Here is a 23777-nt window from a genome sequence, read left to right as displayed (position 1 = left end):
ACAGAAATTAGATGATGATAAGCTCACCATGCAAAGCTCCTGCCACTTTTAACGCTTCTAATATTGCTAACACATCTGAGGGAGCTGCACCGACTAAGTTTACCGCTCTAACCAGCTCATCTAGCGTGGTTCCAGGGTTAAACATAAACATGCGGCGGTCACTTTCTGTTGCCGTAATCGTACTATTACTGGTGACGGTTGTTTGACCATTTGCTAAAGCATTTGGCTGTGAAACTTGCGTGGCTTCAGCAATAGTGACTGTCATACCGCCATGAGTTACTGCAGCAGGCAGTAAACGTACGTTTTGTCCCACAACAATGGTGCCGGTACGTGAGTTAACGATCACTTTGGCAGATTCCTCTGCGGGGATAACGTCAAGATTTTCTAGCGTCGCTAAAAATGAAACTCGCTGCGATACATCACGCGGCGCGTTGACCTGCACTGATGTCGCATCTAAAGGGCGAGCCATATCAGGGCCAAGTAAATCATTAATCGCATCAGCCATTCGTTGCGCAGTAGAAAAGTCAGAGCGACGGAGGTTAAACGTCAAATAATCGCCAGACGCAAATGGACTGGTCACACTGCGTTCTACAATGGCACCATTGGGTATACGACCCACTGTAGGCGTGTTTTGGATCACCTTTGAACCATCTAAACCATCGGCACTAAAGCCACTGACCACTAAGCTACCTTGGGCTATGGCATACACATTACCGTCAACCCCTTTTAAAAAGGTTTGCAATAAGGTGCCACCGCGTAAACTTTTAGCTTCGCCTAAACTCGATACCGTAACGTCAAGATCTTGACCCGGTTTGATAAAGGCAGGCATATCGGCATGTACAGCAACAACAGCAACGTTTTTGATTTTCGGTTTAACGTTGTCAGGCAGATTAATGCCAAAGTTTTTTAGCATGGTCATAAAGGTTTGTTCGGTATAACTGGTTTTCTCACCCGTTCCCGGTAAACCAACCACTAAACCATAACCAATCAATTGGTTACTACGTACGCCCTGTACATTGGCAATATCTTTAATTCGCTCAGCCTGACTAGGACTAGGTAAAGAAAGCACTAGCATGGCAACCGCTAAAACGCGTTTATATTTCATGATAAGAATCCTTAGAAGGGCCACCAGCCGCTCATAAAGAACTGGCTTAGCCAGCCCACTTGTTGAGCATCTGCGAAAGTGCCTGTGCCACTGTATTGAATACGGGCGTTGGCCATTCGCGTTGAATCGATTGTGTTATCGGTATTAATATCTTGCGAGCGAACGAGACCCGTGACACGAATAAACTCATCACCATTATTAATTGAGATCCATTTCTCACCTCGGATCACTAAACTGCCATTGTTTAACACTTGCATGACGTTGGCCGAGATACTGCCATCTAAACTGTTACTTTGATCTGCATCTGATTCACGTTTTGTGTTCATACTATCTTTGTAACGCAGGTCGATAGGTATTCCACCAACAGAAACATTACTGCCACCGGCAAAGAGCGGGTCTATGCTCAGGTCGGAGCCTTTTTTAATCTGATTACCGGCACTTTTTTTCGCTTGCGTCGATTCCTTCAACACAATAGTGATAATATCACCAACTTTGTGGGCTCGAATATCCGAATATAAGCTAGAAGATTGACTTTCTTGATAAATTGACCCCGTAGCCGCCACTTTAGTCGGCGGCGCCTCAGGATAAACAGGAGCATAAAATGGATCATCCGCAAGGGGTTTCTTTTGCGTCGAGCTACAGGCTGCAAGTAATAGCGCGACGGCCAACACAAGATATCTAGCCATGATATTTGCCTCTATAAATTCTGTGTCACATAAGACAGCATCTGATCTACTGCTGAAATCACTTTGGAGTTCATCTCATAAATACGCTGACTTTCGATAAGGTTAACTAGCTCTTCGGTCACGTTCACGTTAGAGGTTTCTAAAGCACCTTGACGGATTGCTCCCATGCCATCTAATGAAGCAGTCCCTTGGATGGGTGTACCGCTCGCGCCCGTTTCCGTATATAAGTTTTGTCCCATCGGATCCAAACCTGATGGATTAATAAAATCCGTCATGGTCAACTGGCCAACGACTTGGTTTTCAGCGGTTCCTGGTATTTTCACAGACACCTCACCTTCAGCAGAGACTGTTATGCTGGTCGCATTATCTGGCACTGTTATCGACGGCTGCAGCACATAGCCAGAACCTGGCGTCACAATTTGGCCTGTATCATCTAAGGTAAACTGACCATTTCTGGTATAGGCAGCAGTGCCATCGGGTAATTGAATTTCAAAAAAACCCGGACCTTCAATCATTAAATCTAAAGAGTTATCCGTTGTTAGCATGTTGCCTTGCGTAAACATTTTTTGCGTGGCGACAACTTTAGTACCGGCGCCTATGTTTAAACCATTGGGCAATTTAGTGTTAGAAGCGCTAACACCGCCAGCTTGGTTAACGGTTTGGTAGAGTAAATCTTCAAATACTGCGCGACTTTTCTTGTAACCCACAGTACTGGCGTTGGCCACGTTGTTTGAGATCACCGAAATATCAGTTTGCTGTGCGTCTAAGCCAGTTTTACTAATCCATAACGCCGGATGCATAGTCTATCTCCTAACTAATACGCATTAATGAAGATGAAGCGCGATCGTTTTCTTCCGCGGTTTTCATCATCTTGACTTGTAATTCAAACTGACGCTGTAGGCTAATTAACGACACCATTTCATCGACAGGATTAACGTTACTACCTTCCACTGCGCCACTTTCAAGGCCAACACTTGGGTCGGCTGGGGCATCATTACCTGATATAAGCCGAAATAACCCATCTTCACCGCGCATCATTTGGGCATTACCTGGATTAACCAATTTCAATCTACCCACTTCCTCAACTACTTCGGCAGTTGCACCTTGGGGACGCACTGAAATTATCCCGTCTTGAGAAATAGAAACCTTTTCGATAGGAAGTGGTAATACGATAGGACCCGCATCACCCATCACAGGATTACCTCTGTCATTATGTAGCAAACCGGTAGAATCAAAACTTAAGCTACCTGCACGGGTATAAGCTTCTGTGCCGTCTTTTGTCTGTACGGCAAACCAACCATCACCTTTGATCGCAACGTCAAGATCCCGTCCAGTAGTTTTTATTGGACCAGACTTAAAATTTGCTGACGGAGACTCTGTCATAGCAAATACCCTTGTAGGCAACCCTTCACCAAAGGCTTGCATCGATCTGGCTTGTGCCATATCGGATTTAAAACCCTCGGTATTCGCATTGGCTAAGTTGTTCGCACGCAACGCCAGCTCGTTCATATTTTGCTTAGCGCCGCTCATCGCGATATAAAGGAATTTGTCCACAAGACGACCCCGTCAAATTTTCTACATGACAATAGCAAAGCAAGCATCATGCCAACAAAATATAACGTTTAATCTGCTGATAAAAATAAGAAATATATAAAGAGAATGGTTGGAGCATTATAGAAAGGCTAAGTGTTGCCATAGGCGGCAACACTTAGTTGAGCAATATAATAATTAGCGGATTTGTAAAATGGTTTGTTGCAGAGTGTTGTTCACCTCAAGAGTACGAGAGTTCGCTTGGAAGTTACGCTGCGCCGAAATCAAATCAACTAGCTCAGTCGTTAAATCAATATTTGATTGTTCTAACGCTGAGGAGCTAATACCACCAAACGTACCACTATTTGCCTCACCCGCTAATGCAGGGCCGGAGGCTAAACTGGCTTTCCACGAAGTATTACCGACTTGCGTTAGCCCTTGCTCATTAGCAAAACGAACTAATGCCACCCGAGCCAGGTTGACCGTCGAGCCATTACTATAGCTAGCTGTGATAAGACCATCGGTGCCAATTTCAACGTTAGTTAAACGCCCAACTGTCGTTCCATCTTGCTTCAACTCTGTAGCAGAGAAAGGATCCGCATATTGTGTAGGGGCATTAAACTTGACTGTTAAAGATTGAGTACCGTCAGCTCCAGGGCCGATTACATTAGCCCCCATATTACCCAGCGGTTCAGTAGCAATCACGGTAGGATTACTTTCGATATATGCTCCCACTGAATTGAACTTCAAAACGGCGCCAGTCCAACCAGCTGCTGTTTGCGCTGAAACACCACCACCGCCAGAGACAAGTGGTACATCTGGAGAACCATCACCATCGGCATCTACATCGTATTTCCCTGCTGGGCCACTCAAATTAACAGGCTTATTATCAACAGCATAATAAGCGACCCAATTATTCTCGCCGTTATATGCACCGTCTTTAGGCTTCACAAAATAGGTCGTCATGATATGTGACTCGCCAAGGGAGTCATAAATAGTCATTGAAGTGACATTGTTATAGGTTTTTGGATCTGCTGGGTCAAATGCAGCGGGATCGAGCGCAGCAGCCTTAGCATCCAAGTTCATTTGCAGAGTGACATTTTCCGTTTTTACTGGGCTACCCGCAGTGTCAGGAATTTGTACTGGCTTAGCCGTCGTTAAACTCACTGATGTAGAGTTTCCATCTTTGTCTACTGGAAACGTTTGCAAATAGTTACCAGCTGAATCCACCATGTAATTATTGGAATCAACTTTGAATGCTCCCGCACGGGTGAATGCATGGTCAGAGGTGCCCAAATCAGAGGATGTGACAAAAAAACCACCACCTTTAATCGCCATATCGAGGGAGTTATTGGTTAGCTGTAAACTACCTTGATGAAATTGCTGAGCCACCTGACTCGTCGCAACCCCTCCCCCAACTGCCGTTTTTGCATTTGAGAAGATAGAATTAGCGTAAACGTCCGCAAATTCAGCACGAGATTCTTTAAAGCCTATAGTGTTCGCATTAGCAATGTTATTTGCGGTAGTGTTTAAATCTTTTTGTGCGGCGGCAATGCCACTCAATGCAATGTTAAACGACATAAATACCTCTACATTTGACTCAATTCAATTGCGGACGATTAACGTCCAATTCGGATCCTGCGATCACTCAAACTTACTTTTATGCGAACTTAAGTTTCAGATACCGCTAATACGTCGGTTAACTTAATACCCATTCCGCCTCTCAAATTGAGAATTGCCCCGGTGCTTGCCGTGCCTAAAGACACGCTGCTTACATGGGCGTAGGTCGACACAGGTAATTCTTGAGCCTTTCCATCAACTAAACCGCTGGCTTTAATAGAGTAGTTACCCGCAGCAACCGGCTGGCCGTTTTTATCTAAACCATCCCAAGTGACATCGACGTTACCACCTTCGCTACCATCGACTTTAAAAGTCGTAATTACTTGGCCTTTTTCATCTTCAACGCGCACCGTCAACTCAGGTATTTTACTCGGAGTACTGATCACGCCTTTTATCGTAGGACTTTCAGCAGAGATATTGCCCGTATCTGTTGGGATTAATACCTTGCGGCCAACAAGTCCTGATGCCTGCAGCGCTTGGCTCGATGTCATTACACTATTTAAATTGACGATTTCTTTATTAAGATTAGAGATCCCATCAACCGTAGAGAATGAAGCCATTTGCGCAATCATTTGATCATTATCAACAGGCTTAAAAGGATCTTGCATCGACAGCTGTTGACTTAATAAAGAGAAAAAATCCTCTTGCGTTAAGTTCTGACCTTTGGCCTCAGGCACTATCGAATCTTTTGGCAAGCGTATACCATCGAGAAACGGATTCCCTGTAGAACTGGTATTCTGAGATGACGGCACTGCCGCTTGATTTATTTGATTAATGAGGCTCACAACTGACCTCCTACATTACGCATGTTATTTACCCATCCCAAGTGTTTGTTGCAGCATAGACTTAGCTGCTTCAGAGACCTGAACGTTCATTTGGTATGAGCGCGAAGCAGAAATCATATCTGCCATTTCTTCCATGACATTAACATTGGGTTTATAAATAAAACCGTCCGCATCCGCCATCGGATGATCGGGCGAATATTCTTTAAGCAGTGGTTTATCACTCTCAACAATACCTTTCACAGCAACGCCTTGAGTGGTTTGTTGCTGGCTTTTAGCCTTAGCCATTTCAGCTTCAAAAATAGGATGACGAGCACGATAAGTCTTATCTATGCTACTAGAGACTGAATCAGCGTTAGCGATGTTACTCGCGGTAGTATTTAACCTCACCGATTGGGCCGACATTCCCGAGCCAGCAACATCAAAAATGCTAAATAAACTCATGATTAATCCCCTCGCAACGCTTTCTTCATGCCACTGAATTTACTATCTAAAAAACCTAGAGACATTTGATATTCAAGTGCATTTTGCATAAATGCTGATTGTTCTTGCTGGATATCAACAGTATTACCATCGCCAGTATCAGGTTGATTTGGTATGCGGAACTTAACATGTTGACCGGTCAATTCTGCCAGTCCAAAATGTTTGTCAGATTCTTGCATATCAAGACTACGACGCTGCTGCTGTTGACCACGTGCGGATTGCATCGCCGCTGAAAAATCGACGTCGCGGGCTTTATAATGTGGCGTATCAGCATTAGCGATATTACTCGACAACACTTCGGCTCGTTGAGCTCTAATACCAAGAGTATATTGATGCACACCGAGTGCATTATCAAAATTGATCGCCATAAAATTGCCTCCTTGTATCACTAATGGAAACAAAGCAATTGATGTGCCAACATAGATGAAAAGCAGAAAAACAATAGAATAAACGGATAAAAGATAAAGGATTGCCGACTCTACTGTCAGCAATCCTTATTTAAGCAGTTAATTTAAGTCTTTTTCTGGTAATAAATCCCTGGATTACAACGCACCATATCAAATTCGTCAGTTAATCCAGCAATTGATTCAGAAGCCCCAAGGAATAAAATCCCTTTAGGGTTAAGAGCGGCAGCGAATTGCCGCAAAATCTTTGCCTTTGCCTCCGGTGCAAAATAAATAAGCACATTACGACAAAAGATAATATCAAACTTACCAAGCAGGCTATAACTCTCAAGCAGATTATGTGCTCTGAAATTGACTAGACGCTTCACATTATCCTTTAACTTCATATTTCCAGAAGGCAATGCATCAAAAAACTGGCGTTTTCGCTCTTCAGACAAACCACGTGCTAATGCCAAACCGTCGTATTCTGCATTTTTACAACGCTCAAGCATCGAGGGCGATAAATCTGTCGCTTGAATAGAGGCACTCCCCGCAAGCGCACCAGGCTTCTTCTGTTGATATTCGAGTATCGTCATCGCTAAAGAATAAGGCTCTTGCCCAGACGAACACGCGGCCGACCAAATTTTAAGAGGACGCCCCAAACGGCTATACTCGGGTAATAATACGTTGTTTAATAATTCAAACGGATAACGATCACGGAACCAGAGAGTTTCATTCGTCGTCATAGCATCGATCACTTCGGCTCGCAGTGCTCGCTCTGTCGGCTTCATCGAGTGCTTAACCACGTCAGACAAGGATGGCAGGTTATATTTCCCCATCAAAGGAGCTAAACGGCTGCGCACAAGATATTGTTTATTCTCACCCAGTACGATGCCGCTATGTTGCTCTAAGAACAACCTAAATTGATTATATTCAGCTTCAGCGAGTGATTTATTTGGCACATTCACATCCTAAATCTTATAGCATGCACTAAAATCAGTGCGAAACTATTATGTTATGAATCGAGATTATAGCGTAAAGCTTACCGAGGTACTAACCCACAAATTTATAAGCTCAAATGCTTATTCACCGCAGCCGCGAGCTCGTCGGGGTTAAACTTAGCAATAAAGTCATTTGCGCCGACTTTTTGAACCATTGCCTGATTGAACACCCCACTTAATGAAGTATGTAGCACTACTTTAATATGCTTTAATTTTGGATCATCTCTAATTTCAGCGGTCAAGGTATAGCCATCCATCTCTGGCATCTCAATATCTGAGATAATAAGTGGAATTTCATCAGCAACATTATCCATCTCTTTGGCGATTTCTTTAAGCTTATTTAATGCTTCTCGACCATCTTTTGCTGTATCAATTTGTAAATTTAATGATTCAAGTGAACGAATAATTTGTTTACGTGCCACGGCAGAATCATCGATTACCATAATATGGTAATGTCGATTTCTATCTAGGGTTAGCTTCTCATTTACCTCTTCACTGATAGCCGTTTTTACGGGTGAGATCTCATATAGTATTTTTTCCACATCAAGAATTTCAACTAATTCACCTTCAATTTCAGTCACGGCTGTCAGGTAAGAATTACGGCCTGCGCCTTGTGGTGGCGGCATAATGGCTTCCCAATTCATGTTGATAATACGTTCAACTGAACTGACTAAAAAACCCTGAACGCTACGGTTATATTCCGAAATAATAATAAAACAGTTTTCAGTGCTGGTTAATGGCCGACCGCCAGTTGCTGCACTCAAATCGATAACAGAAATAGTCGTACCGCGAATATGAGCGACACCTTTTACATTCGGGTTAAGTTTAGGCAAAGTGGTCAGTGGTGGACACTGCAGTACCTCTTTAACCTTAAAAACGTTAATCCCAAAACGCTGACGACCATTTAACTTAAAAAGCAGTAGTTCTAAACGGTTTTGACCAACGAGCTGAGTTCGCTTGTTGACTGAATCAAGAATACTCGACATAACTCTGCCTTGTTGTTCTGTTTATGTACGGCCCTATGACTCAGGTGAGTATAGGCATATTAATTGCTTACGTCTTATCTATCGATAAACCTAGTCGAAGTTGAGTCAATCTTCTGGCAGTTGTCTAAATAACTCAAACAATGACCAGCTTCGAACTTTATAAAAGTATAGGTGTATTCTAGCGTTACACGCTAGTCTCTTCATTATGAAAGTAAATTTAGTCTATTTTTTGTGTATTTTTGCCATATTAACGCCCGCCTCTGCGAGCGCAGAATCTATTGTCCCCACCATATCGGCCATATCAGAATTAGCTAAAGCGCTTATTGTTGAAAAAGTATCAGCGCCAGACAATGCTAGGGTCAGTATTACACCGCAAATAGTTGACGCAAGAATGTTACCGTCACAATGTTCGTCGCCTATTAATATTGAAATGGCGAGCGATAGAGAAATTAGTCGCAATAACACTCTCAAAGTGAGCTGTGACACGCAAGACTTAGCCTACCCATGGCAAATATATATATCGGTACGTGTCGATATATTATTTCCCGTTGTTGTTTCAACAGAAACCTTAGCTCCCGGCGAACTCATCTCACCCAGCCAGGTCGAAGTACGTTACATCGAGCAAAATAGTTTAAGAGGGGCTGAATTTGATGACCCTAATAAATTAGCTGGAGTACGCGTAAAGCGACGAGTAGCAAAAAATTCTCCTATATTGAGCAACAACTTATGCTTCGTTTGTAAGAATGACTCAGTATCTATCCATGTGCATTCTAACTCTTTCGAACTTAAAACAGCGGGAGAAGCACTGCAAGATGGGAATAAGGGCGATCGGATAAGAATCAAAAATAGCAGTTCAAACAAAGAACTCGATGCTATAGTCACGGGCATTGGCGAAGTTGAAGTAAGAATGTAAAATAGTCTAAAGCTTTTTTATAAGCTGCCGATACCCAGTTAAGAAATCCCGAATACACACGCTGGAGCTGAAAATGGCCATAGACATTAGCAAACTCAATACTGCAACCACTGCACAAGTTCGAGCTGGGGCAACTAAAGCCAGCAATGAACAACCTGCTCAAGTTGCGACAAAATCGACAACACCACAAAAAAGTGATTCTGTGGTTATTACGGCCCAAGCACAACAACTACAAAAAGCTCAGTCTAAAATGGCGAGCCTTCCTGAAGTTGACCAAAAGAAAGTCGCTGAAATTAAACAGGCTATTACCGAAGGTCGTTACAAGATTGATCCTGAAAAGTTGGCTGCTAATATTGCAAGTTTTGAAGCCGAACTTAATGACTTAAATAAAGAGTAACTATGACAGCAATAGCTAAACTGGTAGATCAACAACACGCCCATTTGGCTGTACTTAAGCAAATCATACTCAAGGAAAAGGGCGCTTTGGCTGACCAAAACGCCGATTTACTGCTGTCACTAGCTAGTGAAAAATCACAATGCTTGAAAGATCTAAAAGCTAATGATGACATTTTAGCCGCACACAGTGATAAAACACAGCTCACCCAGCAGGCAGAACTTATCCATAAAATGGATATTATTAAAGCAGCATTGACTGAATGCAAAGAGCTTAACGAACAAAATGCCAGTTTAATTGAGATGAATTTAGCCAGTCTAAATCGTTTTGCACAAGCTTTACAAGCAAGTAGAAATGCGACTAGTCTCACTTATAACGACAAAGGTAAAACCTCAACTATTTCGAGCTTAGGCAATGATTTAAAAGCCTAGCAAGCGTATTCCCTTTAATATTCATTATCTTACGCTCAGATTATAACCCTCGCGATTTGTGTATAAAGAAAAGCCGCGTAAATACGCGGCTCAATCGTTCATGTTAGGAATACTCTAAACAGCTAAAAATAAGTCACTTCTTTCACCTTTTGTGGACGACTCTGTTGCTGGTAAAGTGCCCAAACCTGAGAAAAATCAAGCTCTAACTCTGTGACATAATGTTCACCCGCCGGATAGCTCTTAACCACTCGCGCACCGCGTATCACCCCAGAAACAGAGGCTTTAACATTATCGTCGGTCAACATCCAATCACTTACACTACTATTGGCGGTGATTTTTTGGCCATAAACCTGTTCAGCTAACTCTCGATACGCCACAATTTTTGAGGCTTGCATCGCCATTAATACCCGCTGCGATTGCTCTTTAGCTGGCTGAGTCGCTAACGGTGCATAACCAATAGCGGTTAACTTTGGAAAATTAGGCGGTGGCACGTCCTCCCACTGAACATATTTATCCTTTGCGGCGCAGCCACTCAATAAAAGCGCAGTAATGAGTACCAAATAACGTTTCATTTTCCATCTCCTAAGACTCGCACTTCATTCATACCTGGGCTGGCCTGTCGGTAAAGGATGCCGTTTTGTGACACGATTTGCTCCGAAGGCTGCATATAGTTAGCCAATTCTTTTTGAGTCACAAACGTTTGCGAAGCCGACACCACACGATTGTTACTCAAACTCACAATACGCGTATTAATTGCCATGCCATTGGTAACAGCGCTCATTGTCGATACCAAAAGATGCTCTACGGGTAAGTCTTTCGAGAGTTTTTGCCAATCCCGCGTCAAAATAAAATCACCATCAGTAGTGACTTGTAAGCCATCCGCTAGATTTAAATCCACAACATTAAATTGAAAACTATGCAGCGAGGTCATTAACCCCTGTTGTAACTGCTGCGCCAGCGCATTAGAGCTATGCATATCGCCAACCAGTACGGGTGTCGTGACGACAATAGGCTGATCAGAGCGTAGAGCATCATTTTGCTTAACTAATTCAGTGACTATTCGCTGCGCCAGATGGTTAATCATGGCTGTTGGCGGCAAACCATTGCCATCCACTAAACTGGGCTTTAGCGGTGTAACTGGTTTAACAACGCATCCACCTAATATTAACAATGTTAAGGGAATTATTACGCGCTTTAGCATTGAATGTACCTCATTGATGGTATGGGTTTGTTGACAATAAAGTGGCTCACCCTATTGTGATAAACTAATCAAGCAAACTTTAGACCAAGGTTACGTCCGAACCAAAAATATTATTTTTCATATCGACTTTATCGGCCGTTACAGATAAACCTTTATCAAAACACTTAGCTAATTAGGCATGGAAATTGCTTTCCACAATATTAGATAGGGTGCCAGAAAACTGGCTTAATAAACTGTATCGCCATTAGCTTAGCGATAAGGATTGAATTGATGCGTATATCACGTTCAGCTTCGCTCATTATGCTGAGCTTTGCACTATTGTCGTTACCGACTCAAGCCGAATGGATAGAGGCCAGTGGGGAAGCCGCTATAGTAAATGGCAATATAGCTCAAGCAAGAGAAGAAGCGATTAATCAAGCTGTGAGTTATGCGACTTTAAACGCTGGTATTAGAATATCCAGTGAGCAACAAACAACCAATGGTAATCTCACGCAGAATAAATTTGCATTAAACCGTTATGCTCAGGCAAGTAGCATTCAACTCATTAATGAGAGAATTCAAGGAAATAAAATAAATGTTTCCCTAAGAATCGATCTAAATGATGATCAGGCACCACAATGTCCTAACGCCCATTTAAAAGCCGCTATATTAATTCCACAATCGCAAATGAAAGATCGTACTCAACTAAGATATGGACAGCTTTCAGGTTTTGAAGAAGCTATCGCCGAAAAACTAGGTAATACAATAGAAGATTACTCAGCCACAAGTTTTAGCCATCTCCATGCTAAAGAGCGGCTCGATATTACACCAGATCTTGTCGATATTCGTGGTTATCGACTTCCAAGTTGGCTCAGTGAAATTACCGACAGCCAGTATATATTGCAGCCCCAAATTATCGATATTTCAGTAGACCCTGTGCAAGCGACCTTTCTTGGATTATGGGATGAGGCTCCGACAAGACAATTTCATTTTAAACTAAGTCTCTACCATGGGATAAGTGGAGAAGAAGTTTGGAGCAAAAGCTACAGTACATCAGCACCTTGGGAATTTGAAGAACAAGCCATAGTGACACCTAATAGCGATAGATTCTGGCGTTCGTTCTACGGTAAAAGTATCACCCAATTAATACAACAAGCTACTCAAGACTTAGACAGCACGCTCAATTGCAGACCATTACTGGGCCAAGTAGTGAGCCGCCAAGCAGACAGAATTATTTTAAATCTAGGTCGTAAACATGGCATTCGTGTTGGTGATAAATTCCAAGTCGTACTACAACAAAATTTACCCGATCGACTTAACGAAATGCGCGCTATCGCCACTAAGAGTCGAGCTACTGTAAAAATTGAACAAGTGAGCGAAGAAAGCTCAACTGCAGTACTTGAAGATCAAAATGCCACCTATAATGTGCAGATAAACGACATAGCGATTAAGATTTAAGCAACTAAATTTTAAGCCTTTTAATCAAGGATAAAACCAGTATAATTATGCTCGTCTCTCTATAGCTCAACAGGATAGAGCAGCCGCCTCCTAAGCGGCCGATCGGGGTTCGAGTCCCTGTGGAGAGACCAGTTAAAAAGTTACTTTATATACATTTATTATATTTCTATCGCTACTTTAACATCATAATACTCATATCAAAATTTAGAATATTCCCAGCCACTCAATGTAAAACAAAAACTTCTATCCAAAAAAATTAAAAAAAACTTAATTTCCGCTTATTTCCCAAGTCTCGGTTAAATCCGTATAATCCGCATATTGATGCTTTATGGGTCCATCTTTTATAGAGGGCTTCAACTAGGAGATTTTGTTTGGCTCATACCTATATACCTTTAGATATTTACCGCCGTAAGTGGATTTTCAACCACAAAGACTTACCTGTTACCGATGAGGATAAGGCGCATATCCTACCGTTAACGGACAAAAGTGCTATGGAGGTTTGGAACCAATGGCTCAGCAATAAAAGTAGTCGAGCGGAGCAATTTACTAAGGGAGATTGGGCAGCGAAGGCTGATGCTTGGACTGAAACTGATGACTGGCAAAGTATTTGGGACAGTGAAGATAGCAGTTTACCTGCTACGTTAGCCGATTTCATTCAATGGCCAGATGATACGCCGGTGTATTTTTGCTATGAAAAGTATCAAGTAATTGAAACTCGTTGGGATGTATTTGTCCGCAATTGGAAATGTTTTTTGTTCTTCGATGACGGTCCAATTCTGATCTCTTCAAAACAAAAACAAGCAGTCATGTTCGAACAAAATGGACAGTACAAGCTAGGTACTCGCGGTTAATTTAATCTTGTTTACACTCAAATGGCGTACTAATGCTTAACGCGAGTATGCCGAATTCCCCCATCACCACATCATGCTTAAACATCATTAATCTATCACTCTCCCCTCTCTTTAGATTAACATCCGTTTGCAGTGTTGAGTGTTTGCCAAATCGATACCAAGGTTTTAAAAAAATACTCATCAAAATCAGCTTTAAACCCAATAATTAGAATCTAAAAATGAGGTGTATTATGAAGTTACTCTCCACGCTTACTCTCGCAACCGCGCTGTTATTACCTAACGCAGTCATTGCAAAAGAAGTTTCAGGTGTGAAAGTTGCCGATAGTGTGACGTTAGATAGCCAGGTTTTACCACTGAATGGCACAGGCGTTCGTAGTAAATTCTTTATGGATTTATATGTGGGAAGCCTTTATGTACCGACAACCTTAAATAATACAGCAGCAGTCATCAATGCCCCGATTGCAGTCATTCGGCTCAATATTACTTCAAGCATGATCACCTCCGAAAAAATGCGCGATGCGATCATCGAAGGTTTTGAGCACGCCACAGCGGATAACACCGTCGATATCCAACCGCAGATAGATGCTTTTATGGCGCTATTTAATGAACAAATTAAAGCTGGCGACCAATTTACCTTAGTCGCCAATAAAACCCGCGGCGTAACGGCTTACAAAAATGGTCAAGAACAAGCGACTATCGAAGGTGAGATGTTCCGTCAAGCACTGTTAAAAATTTGGCTAGGTGATAAACCTGCCCAGAGCAGCCTAAAAGAGGCCATGCTGGGCAAATAACTTAACTTGACCTTAGAATTTGAAGCCGATATCCAAGGCAACAGCACCTTGGTTATCGATTTTAAGAGCCGTTTGGTTAGTCACTTCTACTTCACTATCAAAGTAGTAACCCGCGTACAGGTTAACAGAAAGTGCGGAAGTCGCTTGCCAACCACCGCGCAGATAACTGACCCATTCGTTAGTTTCTACTACGGTATCATCATCTTCGATGAGGAAACGCTCGGTACGGCGCGAACTACCAAAACCCATATTCCAAGTAGGATTAAATTTATAGCTTAATTCTAATCCAGCTGGGCCACTAAAACCGGCTTGGAAAGGGTTAGCCAGCGCCCAATGTTCATCTATCTGCCAACGCATGGCGAGATAAGGCACTGTCCGTACCTCATCAATATCGTTGAGGTATGCAACCCCAAAACCAATCATATTGCCCGATTTTAATGCATACATTACCGATGCCACAACACCATAACTCTGTGCTTGGTCAGCCGATGCAGTATCAGCGTAAGCATATTGGATCTGCGGTGCTAACGAAAAAGACCAGCGTTCATCCATGCGGTAGTTTAAAGAAACTCCAGCACGATAACGATTAATGTGATCCCAACTTTGTCCGTCAGAGCCAAATAATGATGAAACATTATTGGGTCCAGTAAGACTAATATTGCGCCAGTCATAATTAAGTCGATCGTAACCGACATTAAAACCCACTGACCATTGCTGATCTAGCGGCATATTCATGCCAGCACTGAGCAATAAACTGTCTCTTTGCAGCTCGGTATTGCCATTGGCAACCTCTGCACTTTGAGTGCTCACCTGGGAGATATTTAATCTGAAAGGCTTACTTTCCTGCGAAGGTTTATCTGCCGCGATCACCGCGCCACTCATTAATGGCAGCAACAATAAACCATATTTTAGTGTGAGGTATTTTGTACTCAGTTGTGGTTGTGGGTGTAGTTGATTAGCCACGCTTAATCCTTACATGTAAATGTCGAAATATATTTTGCGCATATGATACGCGCTATCAAACAGAAAAGTTCATACATCCAATGTTTAGATACAAAATGATACTTCTTGACTGAACTTTATGACTATAGTCGATGCGCCTTTAAAAACATGTCAGCACACCCTAAAATATATTTTTCTCTGTCACCAAGGAGTTCATCGACGGCCAATCCCAGCTCCAACTTTAATTTAAGTTCACCAAATAACATTAAACAAAAACGCACTGCACTATGCTGGGGATTACCAAAACAATATTTGCCAAGTAAATCTATAGCAGCCAGATAATCAGCCAATATACCCACGATATGCTGGGGCCCAGCCTCAAAAAATAACCGTGACACTTCGGGATGGCTCTCGGATTGGGCAACACAAGTTTTAAACACAGTGATGGTCTCTGGGCTGACTATCATCTCACCAAACTGCAGCGCAAATTGGGTCAAGGCTAATTCTGGCTCTGTTGGGTCACTTAACAAACCATCATTAAGGTTATGGCTAACGCATTTAGACTCGATTGCCGCAACAAATAGCTCATCTTTACTGCCGAAATAGGAATACACGGTTTGTTTTGACACTCCCGCGAGTTTTGCAACTTCATCCATGCTGGTATGGGGAAAACCTTGACGACAAAATAAATCAATCGCAGCCACAAGCACTTGCTGACGTTTTTGACCGCTACGGCTCAGCGGTAACTGTGATTCAGAGGAATGCGTCATATCAACTACCCACTCGTTAAACAGAAATAAGTTTGCATGAGTTAAGCACGAAATAGACTAGACAGTCCAGTTCCGCACAATTAGACTAGTAAGTCCATTTACATTGCATTAACGTTTAACCTACAGTGGAAATACTGATTATGGATCTCACAGCAAGGCGCTTTTGGCGCACGACTCACATTTGCGTGTTTGCGTTTGCATCATTAACGGCCTGTCAAAAGGAAGTGACCGAACACGCCACTACAGTCACGCTGCCCACAGTAACAAGTCAAACGTTAATCCTAACGCCTAGTTATCAGCGTATTCAAACCTATACAGGCACAATCCGCGCTGGTAATACGACGGGGGTCGGTTTTGAATTAGCCGGCAAGTTAAACGAACTACAGGCCGATTCAGGCATTAAAGTGAAACAAGGGCAAATACTTGCAGTGCTCGATACCCGCCTACTCGAAGCGGAGCGTCAGGAGATCCAAGCCAGTCTGGCACAAACCCAAGCCGATATTAACCTCGCCACCAGCACCTTAAAACGTAATCAACAATTGAAAAAGTCGGGTTATGTCTCTGAGCAATTATTAGATGAAAACCACGGGCAATTAAGTAGCTTAGCCGCAGTGAAAAACCGTCTACTCGCCTCACAGTATGCCAACCAACTTAAGCTCGATAAATCCATCTTAATAGCGCCCTTTGACGGCACCATAAGTCAGAGACTACATAATCTAGGTGAAGTGGTTGCCGCAGGTAGCCCTATCTTTACCTTGGTGGGAGATATCAATCCTGAAGCCTATATTGGCATTCCTGTCGCATTAGCGGATCAATTCTACGCCGGTCAGCAAGTACAAGTGAGTGTGCAAGATCAGATATTTACCGCCAACATTGCCGGTATCAGCGCTGAAGTAAATCCCGTCAGTCGCACCCTACAACTCAGAATAAGTCTGCCTAAAGATGCCCGTGTGATTAACGGTGAAATTGCGTATCTGCATCAACAACAGCAAGTCACGCAAGCAGGCTATTGGGTGCCGATTTCGGCGCTGACAGATGGTATTCGCGGATTATGGAATCTATATGTCATCAAAAACCAGGAGCAGCAATCTGTCATTGAGCGGCGGGATGTGGAAATTCTCTATACCACCCAAGACATGGCTTACATTCAAGGCGCAATTGAGCCCAAAGAAACCTATGTCACCCAAGGGCTGCATAAACTGGTTGTGGGTCAAGTCATATCTCCAAACTCTAATGCGCCGAGCCCGTTATGATTAAAGCCTTTGTTGAAAATGGTCGCCTAGTTAGCCTCATTATCGCGCTATTAATTGTGGCTGGCTTTGGCGCCATATCGAGTCTACCGCGTACTGAAGACCCAAATATTACTAATCGTTTTGCCTCAGTGATCACGCCTTATCCTGGCGCATCGGCCGAACGGGTCGAAGCTTTAGTGACTGAAGTGCTTGAAAATCAACTCAGACGCCTTGAAGAAATCAAGTTGATACAGTCGATTTCACGGCCAGGGATTTCAGTCATACAATTAGAATTGAAAGACACGGTCACAGAGACAGATCCCGTATGGTCTCGGGCGCGGGATTTATTGGCGGACGCAAAAGTAAGCCTACCGGAGGCTATACCATCTCCAACTTTGGATGATCAAATTGGTTATGCCTATACGGCCATTTTAAGCTTAGTGTGGGATGCAAAAACACCGCTTCGAGTTGATATACTCAACCGCTACTCCAAAGAATTACAGAGTCGACTTCGGCTATTATCGGGCACTGATTTTGTGAGGCTCTACGGCGCACCGGCCGAAGAAATGCTTGTACAGCTTGACGGTAATAAGATGAGCCAATTACAACTCACCCCTGCCACTATTGCCCATATCCTCAGCAGCGCCGACAGCAAAATTGCCGCGGGTGAAATTAATAATGATCACTTTCGCGCCTTGGTCGAAGTATCAGGCGAACTCGACTCACAAACACGTATTCGCCAAGTGCCACTAAAAATCGATACCCAAGGCCAGATTATTCGACTCGGTGACATTGCCACTGTGACGCGCCAAGTCAAAACCCCGGCAGACAGCATAGCGTTAATCGATGGTGAACAGGGCGTTTTTGTCGCCGCGCGTATGCTCAATAATAGCCGCGTCGATCTCTGGCAAGCACAGGTTGAACAAGTGGTTAATGAGCTTAATCACGACCTGCCGGCCAATGTTCGTATCCAATGGTTATTCGAGCAAAACAGTTATACCAGCGAACGCCTCGGTGGATTAGTTATCAATCTCCTGCAAGGGTTTGTCATTATTTTATTGGTACTGTTACTCACGCTTGGGCTAAGAAATGCCGTTATCGTGGCTATATCCTTACCACTTACGGCTCTATTTACCTTAGCTTGTATGAAATATATTGGTTTACCGATACACCAAATGTCGGTAACGGGGCTTGTTGTCGCCCTTGGGATCATGGTGGATAATGCCATCGTGATTGTCGATGCTATATCACAAAGACGCCAACAAGGGATGAGTCGTCTAAGCGCAGTGAGTGAAACCTTACATCACCTTTGGTTGCCGCTTGCGGGCTCAACACTCACCACCATTCTTGCTTTTGCGCCCATAGTACTTATGCCCGGCGCAGCGGGAGAGTTTGTTAGTGGAATCGCCATATCAGTGATGTTTGCGCTGCTGGGCTCTTACTTAATCTCCCATACTTTGATTGCAGGGCTTGCTGGACGCTTTAGCCATGAGGGCAAAAACGATGTTTGGTATCAACATGGGGTCAACCTGCCGCGGCTAAGCCAGTATTTTCAAACAAGCCTTAGAATCGCTCTCAAGCGCCCTATTCTCAGCGCATTAATTATTGGTATTACTCCCGCCTTAGGTTTTTACGCATCCGGTAAAATGACGGAGCAGTTTTTTCCGCCATCGGACAGGGATATGTTTCAGATTGAAATCTATCTTGCGCCCCATGTGAGCTTAGAAAATACTCTGCACCAAGTGCAACTGATGGATAAACAACTTCATACCATTACAGGTATTAGCCAGGTCGATTGGGTGGTTGGCGGTAATACGCCTTCATTTTATTATAATTTAACCCAGCGCCAACAAGGCGCCAGCAATTACGCCCAAGCTATGATTAAAGTGACTGACTTTCAGCGCGCCAATCAACTCATTCCTGAATTACAACAGCAATTTGATCGCAGTTTCCCCGAAGCGCAAGTGCTGGTACGCAAATTAGAACAAGGCCCACCTTTTAACGCCCCAGTAGAGTTAATGATCTTTGGTCCAAATCTGGACACCTTGCGATCGATTGGCGACGAAGTGCGAAATATTCTCGCTAAAACACCGGACGTACTGCATACACGCGCAACACTCAGCGCAGGTGCGCCTAAGCTGTGGCTACAAGTGAATGAAGATGCCAGCTTAATGAGTGGTTTGAGCCTTACGGATATTGCTAAGCAAATCCAAATGTCGACCACTGGCGTTATCGGTGGCAGCGTACTAGAGCAAACAGAGTCCTTACCTATTCGGGTTCGGTTAGGTGATAGCAGCCGCGAAGAAACCAGCCGTCTGGCAGAAATTCAACTCGTGGCGCCTTCGGGTGAGGCAATTGCATTATCTGCTTTATCTCACAGTGATGTGCTTGTAAGCCGCGGCGCGATCCCAAGGCGAAATGGCCAACGAGTTAATACCATTGAAGCCTATATCGTCAGCGGAGTGCTCCCTGCCCAAGTGCTAAATGATGTTAATGATAAAATAGCTCAACTACAGCTACCATCTGGCTATCGAATTGAAATCGGGGGCGAAAGCGCTAAACGCAACGAAGCGGTAGGGAATTTATTATCAAATGTCATGTTAGTAGTAACCCTGCTATTAGCCACTGTAGTGCTGTCTTTTAACTCCTTTAGACTGACTGTGATTATCCTTCTAAGTGCCATACAATCGGCTGGGCTTGGGCTGCTCGCGGTATTTGTATTTGGCTATCCCTTTGGATTTCCGGTAATCATAGGATTACTAGGACTAATGGGACTGGCCATTAACGCAGCTATTGTGATCTTAGCAGAATTAGAAAGTACGCCGAGCGCTCGACTTGGCGATAGAGAAACCATCATTACCACAGTCAGTCGTTGTGGCCGCCATATCAGTTCGACAACCATTACGACTGTTGGCGGTTTTATCCCGCTCATCATCGCTGGCGGTGGCTTTTGGCCGCCCTTTGCCATTGCGATAGCGGGCGGAACATTACTTACCACGTTACTCTCACTCGTATGGGTACCGACTATGTACTTACTATTGATGAAACGGCGCAACCTGAAAACGCTAAGTTTCAATAATGGCGCAAACAAAGTAAGGATAAAGTAAAAAAATCTAAAAAGAACACAACAAAAAGTAATAACTAAAAACAGCTTAATACATCATCATTTCAAAAAAGTGGTGATGTATTAATCTAAAGGGTAAACAATCACTTGATAATCATTTTTAATCCCCCTGCATTCAATTACACACCATAACAGCCTAAATAAACCACTTTTTTGGCCATAACTTAACCCAAAATCGATAACAAATAATAAATCTTAGACTCACATCAAGACCTCTAGCTAAATTTTCAGGTACATTGCGGCACCTTTACCTATAGGAACACATAATGAATTATAAACATTGGCCTATTGCAAAACAGATTGGGGCCCTCGCCTTTTTTCTTACCCTTATTATTTTTAGTATACTCAGTACCCTTTCCTATAAAGCGGCATCAAATGTACTTGAAGATAAAGGCATTAGTGCGATGAATGCTGAAATTAGTGCCTTATCAAGCATGCTAGAACTGCAATATGACAGTCTGTTACAACTTGCTAGGCGCAATGCTGATGTTTTTAAAGAAATGTATCCAGGGCAATTTAGCAAACCGAATAAAACCATTAACGTTATTGGCGTAAGCACTCCTGCGCTATTACACGAACAAGAACAAATTAATACCTCAAAAAGTAAGGTCGACCGCTTTGCGAACTTAACGGGCGGTAATGCCACCATATTTGTGCGCGACGGTGACGATTTTGTGCGTATTGCTACATCACTCAAAAAAGCCGATGGCAATAGAGCACTTGGTACCTATCTAGGCAAGAGTCATCCTGGCTATCAAACTCTGATCAGCGGCAAAGACTATGAAGGTTATGCCAAGCTGTTTGGCAAAGATTACATGACGGTTTATCGTCCGGTGAAAGACACTCAGGGACAAGTCATTGGTATTTTGTACATTGGCTTTGAAATAAGCGCCGTATTACAACAACTCCAACAAGCGGTGAATGGTTTAGTCTTAGAAGAAACAGGCCATTTCCTATTAATGCACAAAGTTGACAATTTACTGGTCGCACACCCTCAATTTACTGCTGGCGAAAGAGTCACAGATTCCATGTTAGATGGCTTGAGCCTAAGCAAAGCAACACAAGATAATACCGACTGGCATTATGCTAATAGCAAAGATGAAGCTATGTTTGCCCACAGTCAAACAGTGAATGGCTGGAACTGGGTGCTCATCGGCCAAGTAAAAATCAGTGAGCTCAATGAAGAGAGCATGTATTTACTTAAAATCAACGCGATTGTGGCAATGACTGGAATCGCATTAATCACCGCATTACTGTCAATGGTGTTAATCAGAACGCTTAAACCATTACATGTATTACAAAATCATATGGAAACCTTAGGCCACGGTGATTTTAGTCGCCAATTAACGGCATCTGAACCGCAAAGCCAAAACGAAGTTGATAAAATCACCTCGAGTGTATCAATAATGTCCGCAGAGCTCAGGCAACTCATCATCGCACTGCAAACCTCGGTCACTAGCTTAGAGCAACAAGCAATACAAGCGCAAAATGTGGCACAGCAAAATGGCGAAGAAGCGCAAGCTTTAATGCTACAAACCGATCAAATAGCCACGGCAATAGAAGAGATGTCAACGTCAATCCGTGATGTTGCCAACCATGCTCAAGCCGGCGCAGACCAGAGCCAACAGGTAGATCTTGCGGCTAAAGAAGGTCAAAAACAGCAAGTTCAAGTTGTACAAGACTTGCTCAAGCTAAGCCAGCAGCTCAATAGCAGCCACCAGTCAGTCGAAAAAGTTAGCCAAGAAAGTGAAGCGATTAGCAAAGTGACCGAAGTCATTAATAGCATTGCTGAGCAGACTAACTTACTCGCACTCAATGCGGCCATTGAGGCTGCGCGAGCGGGCGATCAAGGTAGAGGTTTTGCTGTGGTTGCCGATGAGGTCCGAGTTTTAGCCCATCGAACACAGTCATCCATTTTAGAAATTGGCCAGACTATTGGAAAGCTACAAACTCAAGTCAAAAATACGATGGAGCAAATGAGTCAAAGCCGTCAGTTAGGTATAACATCGGCCGCCCAAGGTGAAGCTACCGGTGAACAACTTAAGGAAATCACTCTGCGAATTGGTGAACTGGCAATTAGCTCATGTAACATTGCCTCGGCGACAGAACAACAGAGCAGTGTGGCCCAAGAAATTACTCATAACCTGCATCAGATCAGCGAGCTTGCTAGTGAAGGTGAGTTGCGTGCCTCGCAGACAGTCCATTCAGCGAACGAACTGTCCTCTTTGGCTGCAACTTTAAAGCGCCAAATAAGCCAGTTTAAAGCCTAGAAATAATCTTGTAGGGTGTTAATGACGTATCAATGCCGCCTAAATAGGCGGCATTTTTAAAGGTTCAACTTATAACAATAGATACTGAAAACAAGGGGGAAAATAAAGATTAGGTAGGAATGTAGAGAGAAAAATAATCTAAAGTGAACGCTAACTAACCATCACACGTAATACATGTTGCACTGATTTCCGCCCTTACCAATACGTTCTTGCGAATAGCTTCAAGCTTAACTGCCACAATGGTGTACAACATTATGTTCTCTTCCTCAGCGTCACTTCCCTATTATCCCGCTATACACACTAGGGCGTGTTGACGTTTCGAGATGAAATTTTGTTCGCTCTGGCAAGCTCGTGATCACGAAACGAGGAGTGACATGTAGTTATACCAATTACTTTAATTATATGATCTAATAAGTCGTCACTTTCTAACTTTACAAAGTATGAACAAGCCCAATATCCTAGCCCTAGTTAAATCAGAGAAAAGCGCACGTAAACGTATGCGCTATCTTGCCTTACTTCATTTCACCGAAGGACATTCTCGTACCGCTATTGCCACTATGCTGAAGGTCAGTAGAACCAGTGTTAATAAGTGGGTTACCACTTACCTTTCTCAAGGACTATCTGGCCTAGATGACAAGCCTAATCCAGGTCGCCCACCTCAATTGTCCTTGGCACAGCAAGCCAGTCTTAAAGCATTCGTACAGCAACGAAGCCTCTCTGAGCAAGGCGGGAGACTGATGGCTAAGGATCTCAGCCATTTTATTCAGTCTGAATTTGGCGTGACATTCAAACAAGCTAATATCTACCGTTTACTTCATCAATTGGGTTTTTCATGGATAACCACT

General features: G+C 43.3%; 25 protein-coding genes and 1 tRNA gene. 11 read left to right on the top strand and 15 right to left on the bottom strand.

All coding sequences use genetic code 11. The features are described 5' to 3' along the window. Positions 1–7: 7 nt before the first annotated feature. The 10 genes from L2717_RS03155 to L2717_RS03110 all read right to left on the bottom strand — a co-directional run bounded on the left by L2717_RS03155 (position 8) and on the right by L2717_RS03110 (position 8576). On the bottom strand, positions 8–1105 hold the full coding sequence (locus tag L2717_RS03155) for a flagellar basal body P-ring protein FlgI (protein ID WP_220774621.1): 1098 nt from the start codon (positions 1103–1105) through the stop codon (positions 8–10). Positions 1106–1116: 11 nt separating this feature from the next. Beyond that, positions 1117–1791, bottom strand: a complete 675-nt coding sequence (gene flgH / locus L2717_RS03150) for a flagellar basal body L-ring protein FlgH (protein ID WP_220774620.1) — start codon at positions 1789–1791, stop codon at positions 1117–1119. Between the two features lie 11 nt (positions 1792–1802). Continuing rightward, the gene (flgG, locus tag L2717_RS03145; RefSeq protein WP_076496652.1) at positions 1803–2591 is read right to left on the bottom strand and encodes a flagellar basal-body rod protein FlgG; all 789 of its coding nucleotides are present in this window, start codon (positions 2589–2591) and stop codon (positions 1803–1805) included. A gap of 10 nt (positions 2592–2601) precedes the next feature. Continuing rightward, positions 2602–3345 (bottom strand): flagellar basal-body rod protein FlgF, encoded by a 744-nt coding sequence (flgF, locus tag L2717_RS03140; protein ID WP_220774619.1) that lies wholly within the window; start codon positions 3343–3345, stop codon positions 2602–2604. 174 nt (positions 3346–3519) lie between these two features. Continuing rightward, positions 3520–4902, bottom strand: a complete 1383-nt coding sequence (gene flgE, locus L2717_RS03135) for a flagellar hook protein FlgE (protein ID WP_220774916.1) — start codon at positions 4900–4902, stop codon at positions 3520–3522. 89 nt (positions 4903–4991) lie between these two features. Then, positions 4992–5726, bottom strand: coding sequence for a flagellar hook assembly protein FlgD (gene flgD, locus L2717_RS03130; RefSeq protein ID WP_220774915.1), 735 nt, complete (start codon positions 5724–5726; stop codon positions 4992–4994). Between the two features lie 24 nt (positions 5727–5750). After that, positions 5751–6167 carry a flagellar basal body rod protein FlgC gene (gene flgC / locus L2717_RS03125; RefSeq protein ID WP_076496648.1) on the bottom strand — a complete coding sequence of 139 codons (417 nt, stop codon included), beginning with the start codon at positions 6165–6167 and terminating at the stop codon, positions 5751–5753. Positions 6168–6169: 2 nt separating this feature from the next. Continuing rightward, entirely contained in the window at positions 6170–6574 is a 405-nt protein-coding gene (flgB, locus tag L2717_RS03120; RefSeq protein ID WP_220774914.1) for a flagellar basal body rod protein FlgB, read from the bottom strand. A gap of 143 nt (positions 6575–6717) precedes the next feature. Continuing rightward, positions 6718–7557, bottom strand: coding sequence for a CheR family methyltransferase (locus tag L2717_RS03115; protein ID WP_181317870.1), 840 nt, complete (start codon positions 7555–7557; stop codon positions 6718–6720). 98 nt (positions 7558–7655) lie between these two features. After that, on the bottom strand, positions 7656–8576 hold the full coding sequence (locus L2717_RS03110) for a chemotaxis protein CheV (protein WP_076496646.1): 921 nt from the start codon (positions 8574–8576) through the stop codon (positions 7656–7658). A gap of 205 nt (positions 8577–8781) precedes the next feature. On the opposite strand from L2717_RS03110, the gene flgA reads away from it, so the two are divergent. From flgA to L2717_RS03095, 3 genes are all read left to right on the top strand, one after another. Next, positions 8782–9489 carry a flagellar basal body P-ring formation chaperone FlgA gene (gene flgA / locus L2717_RS03105; protein WP_248937975.1) on the top strand — a complete coding sequence of 236 codons (708 nt, stop codon included), beginning with the start codon at positions 8782–8784 and terminating at the stop codon, positions 9487–9489. A 73-nt stretch (positions 9490–9562) separates the two neighbouring features. Further along, positions 9563–9886, top strand: a complete 324-nt coding sequence (gene flgM, locus L2717_RS03100; protein ID WP_220773859.1) for a flagellar biosynthesis anti-sigma factor FlgM — start codon at positions 9563–9565, stop codon at positions 9884–9886. A gap of 2 nt (positions 9887–9888) precedes the next feature. Then, complete coding sequence (locus tag L2717_RS03095; protein ID WP_220773858.1) at positions 9889–10314, top strand: flagella synthesis protein FlgN; 426 nt, start codon at positions 9889–9891, stop codon at positions 10312–10314. A gap of 122 nt (positions 10315–10436) precedes the next feature. Here the strand turns inward: L2717_RS03095 and L2717_RS03090 are convergent, their stop codons facing one another. Continuing rightward, complete coding sequence (locus tag L2717_RS03090; RefSeq protein ID WP_076496642.1) at positions 10437–10886, bottom strand: LPP20 family lipoprotein; 450 nt, start codon at positions 10884–10886, stop codon at positions 10437–10439. Next, a complete protein-coding gene (locus L2717_RS03085) occupies positions 10883–11515 on the bottom strand; it encodes a FlgO family outer membrane protein (protein WP_220773857.1) in 633 nt (210 codons plus the stop codon). The genes L2717_RS03090 and L2717_RS03085 overlap by 4 nt, the downstream gene beginning before the upstream one ends. Before the next feature lie 270 nt (positions 11516–11785). Between L2717_RS03085 and L2717_RS03080 the strand changes: the two genes are divergently transcribed. The 3 genes from L2717_RS03080 to L2717_RS03070 all read left to right on the top strand — a co-directional run bounded on the left by L2717_RS03080 (position 11786) and on the right by L2717_RS03070 (position 13803). Next, entirely contained in the window at positions 11786–12952 is a 1167-nt protein-coding gene (locus tag L2717_RS03080) for a flagellar assembly protein FlgT (RefSeq protein ID WP_220773856.1), read from the top strand. A 55-nt stretch (positions 12953–13007) separates the two neighbouring features. After that, positions 13008–13083, top strand: a tRNA-Arg gene (locus L2717_RS03075). A gap of 240 nt (positions 13084–13323) precedes the next feature. Next, complete coding sequence (locus L2717_RS03070; protein ID WP_076496625.1) at positions 13324–13803, top strand: DUF2947 domain-containing protein; 480 nt, start codon at positions 13324–13326, stop codon at positions 13801–13803. A gap of 1 nt (position 13804) precedes the next feature. On the opposite strand, the gene L2717_RS03065 is transcribed toward L2717_RS03070, so the two are convergent. Further along, positions 13805–13984 (bottom strand): hypothetical protein, encoded by a 180-nt coding sequence (locus L2717_RS03065; protein WP_076496624.1) that lies wholly within the window; start codon positions 13982–13984, stop codon positions 13805–13807. Between the two features lie 49 nt (positions 13985–14033). Between L2717_RS03065 and L2717_RS03060 the strand changes: the two genes are divergently transcribed. Continuing rightward, positions 14034–14594 (top strand): chalcone isomerase family protein, encoded by a 561-nt coding sequence (locus L2717_RS03060; protein WP_220773855.1) that lies wholly within the window; start codon positions 14034–14036, stop codon positions 14592–14594. Between the two features lie 12 nt (positions 14595–14606). On the opposite strand, the gene L2717_RS03055 is transcribed toward L2717_RS03060, so the two are convergent. Further along, complete coding sequence (locus L2717_RS03055) at positions 14607–15476, bottom strand: DUF6268 family outer membrane beta-barrel protein (RefSeq protein WP_220773861.1); 870 nt, start codon at positions 15474–15476, stop codon at positions 14607–14609. A gap of 203 nt (positions 15477–15679) precedes the next feature. Next, positions 15680–16306: a TetR/AcrR family transcriptional regulator gene (locus L2717_RS03050; protein ID WP_220773854.1), complete on the bottom strand. Its 627-nt coding sequence runs from the start codon at positions 16304–16306 to the stop codon at positions 15680–15682. A 140-nt stretch (positions 16307–16446) separates the two neighbouring features. Between L2717_RS03050 and L2717_RS03045 the strand changes: the two genes are divergently transcribed. The 4 genes from L2717_RS03045 to L2717_RS03030 form a co-directional block, all read left to right on the top strand. Beyond that, a complete protein-coding gene (locus L2717_RS03045) occupies positions 16447–17559 on the top strand; it encodes an efflux RND transporter periplasmic adaptor subunit (RefSeq protein ID WP_076496621.1) in 1113 nt (370 codons plus the stop codon). Further along, a complete protein-coding gene (locus L2717_RS03040; RefSeq protein WP_220773853.1) occupies positions 17556–20645 on the top strand; it encodes an efflux RND transporter permease subunit in 3090 nt (1029 codons plus the stop codon). Before L2717_RS03045 ends, L2717_RS03040 begins: the two co-directional genes overlap by 4 nt. Positions 20646–20928: 283 nt before the next feature. Further along, on the top strand, positions 20929–22932 hold the full coding sequence (locus L2717_RS03035; RefSeq protein ID WP_220773852.1) for a methyl-accepting chemotaxis protein: 2004 nt from the start codon (positions 20929–20931) through the stop codon (positions 22930–22932). Positions 22933–23372: 440 nt separating this feature from the next. After that, positions 23373–23777 (top strand): IS630 family transposase (locus L2717_RS03030; RefSeq protein ID WP_248937974.1); only part of this gene is annotated, 405 nt, incomplete at its 3' end.

The organism is Shewanella glacialipiscicola (genome assembly GCF_023283485.1).
In the GTDB taxonomy this organism is placed as follows: domain Bacteria; phylum Pseudomonadota; class Gammaproteobacteria; order Enterobacterales; family Shewanellaceae; genus Shewanella; species Shewanella glacialipiscicola.
Note: the sequence above shows the minus strand (reverse complement) of the source record. Positions and strands in the feature narration are given on the sequence as shown.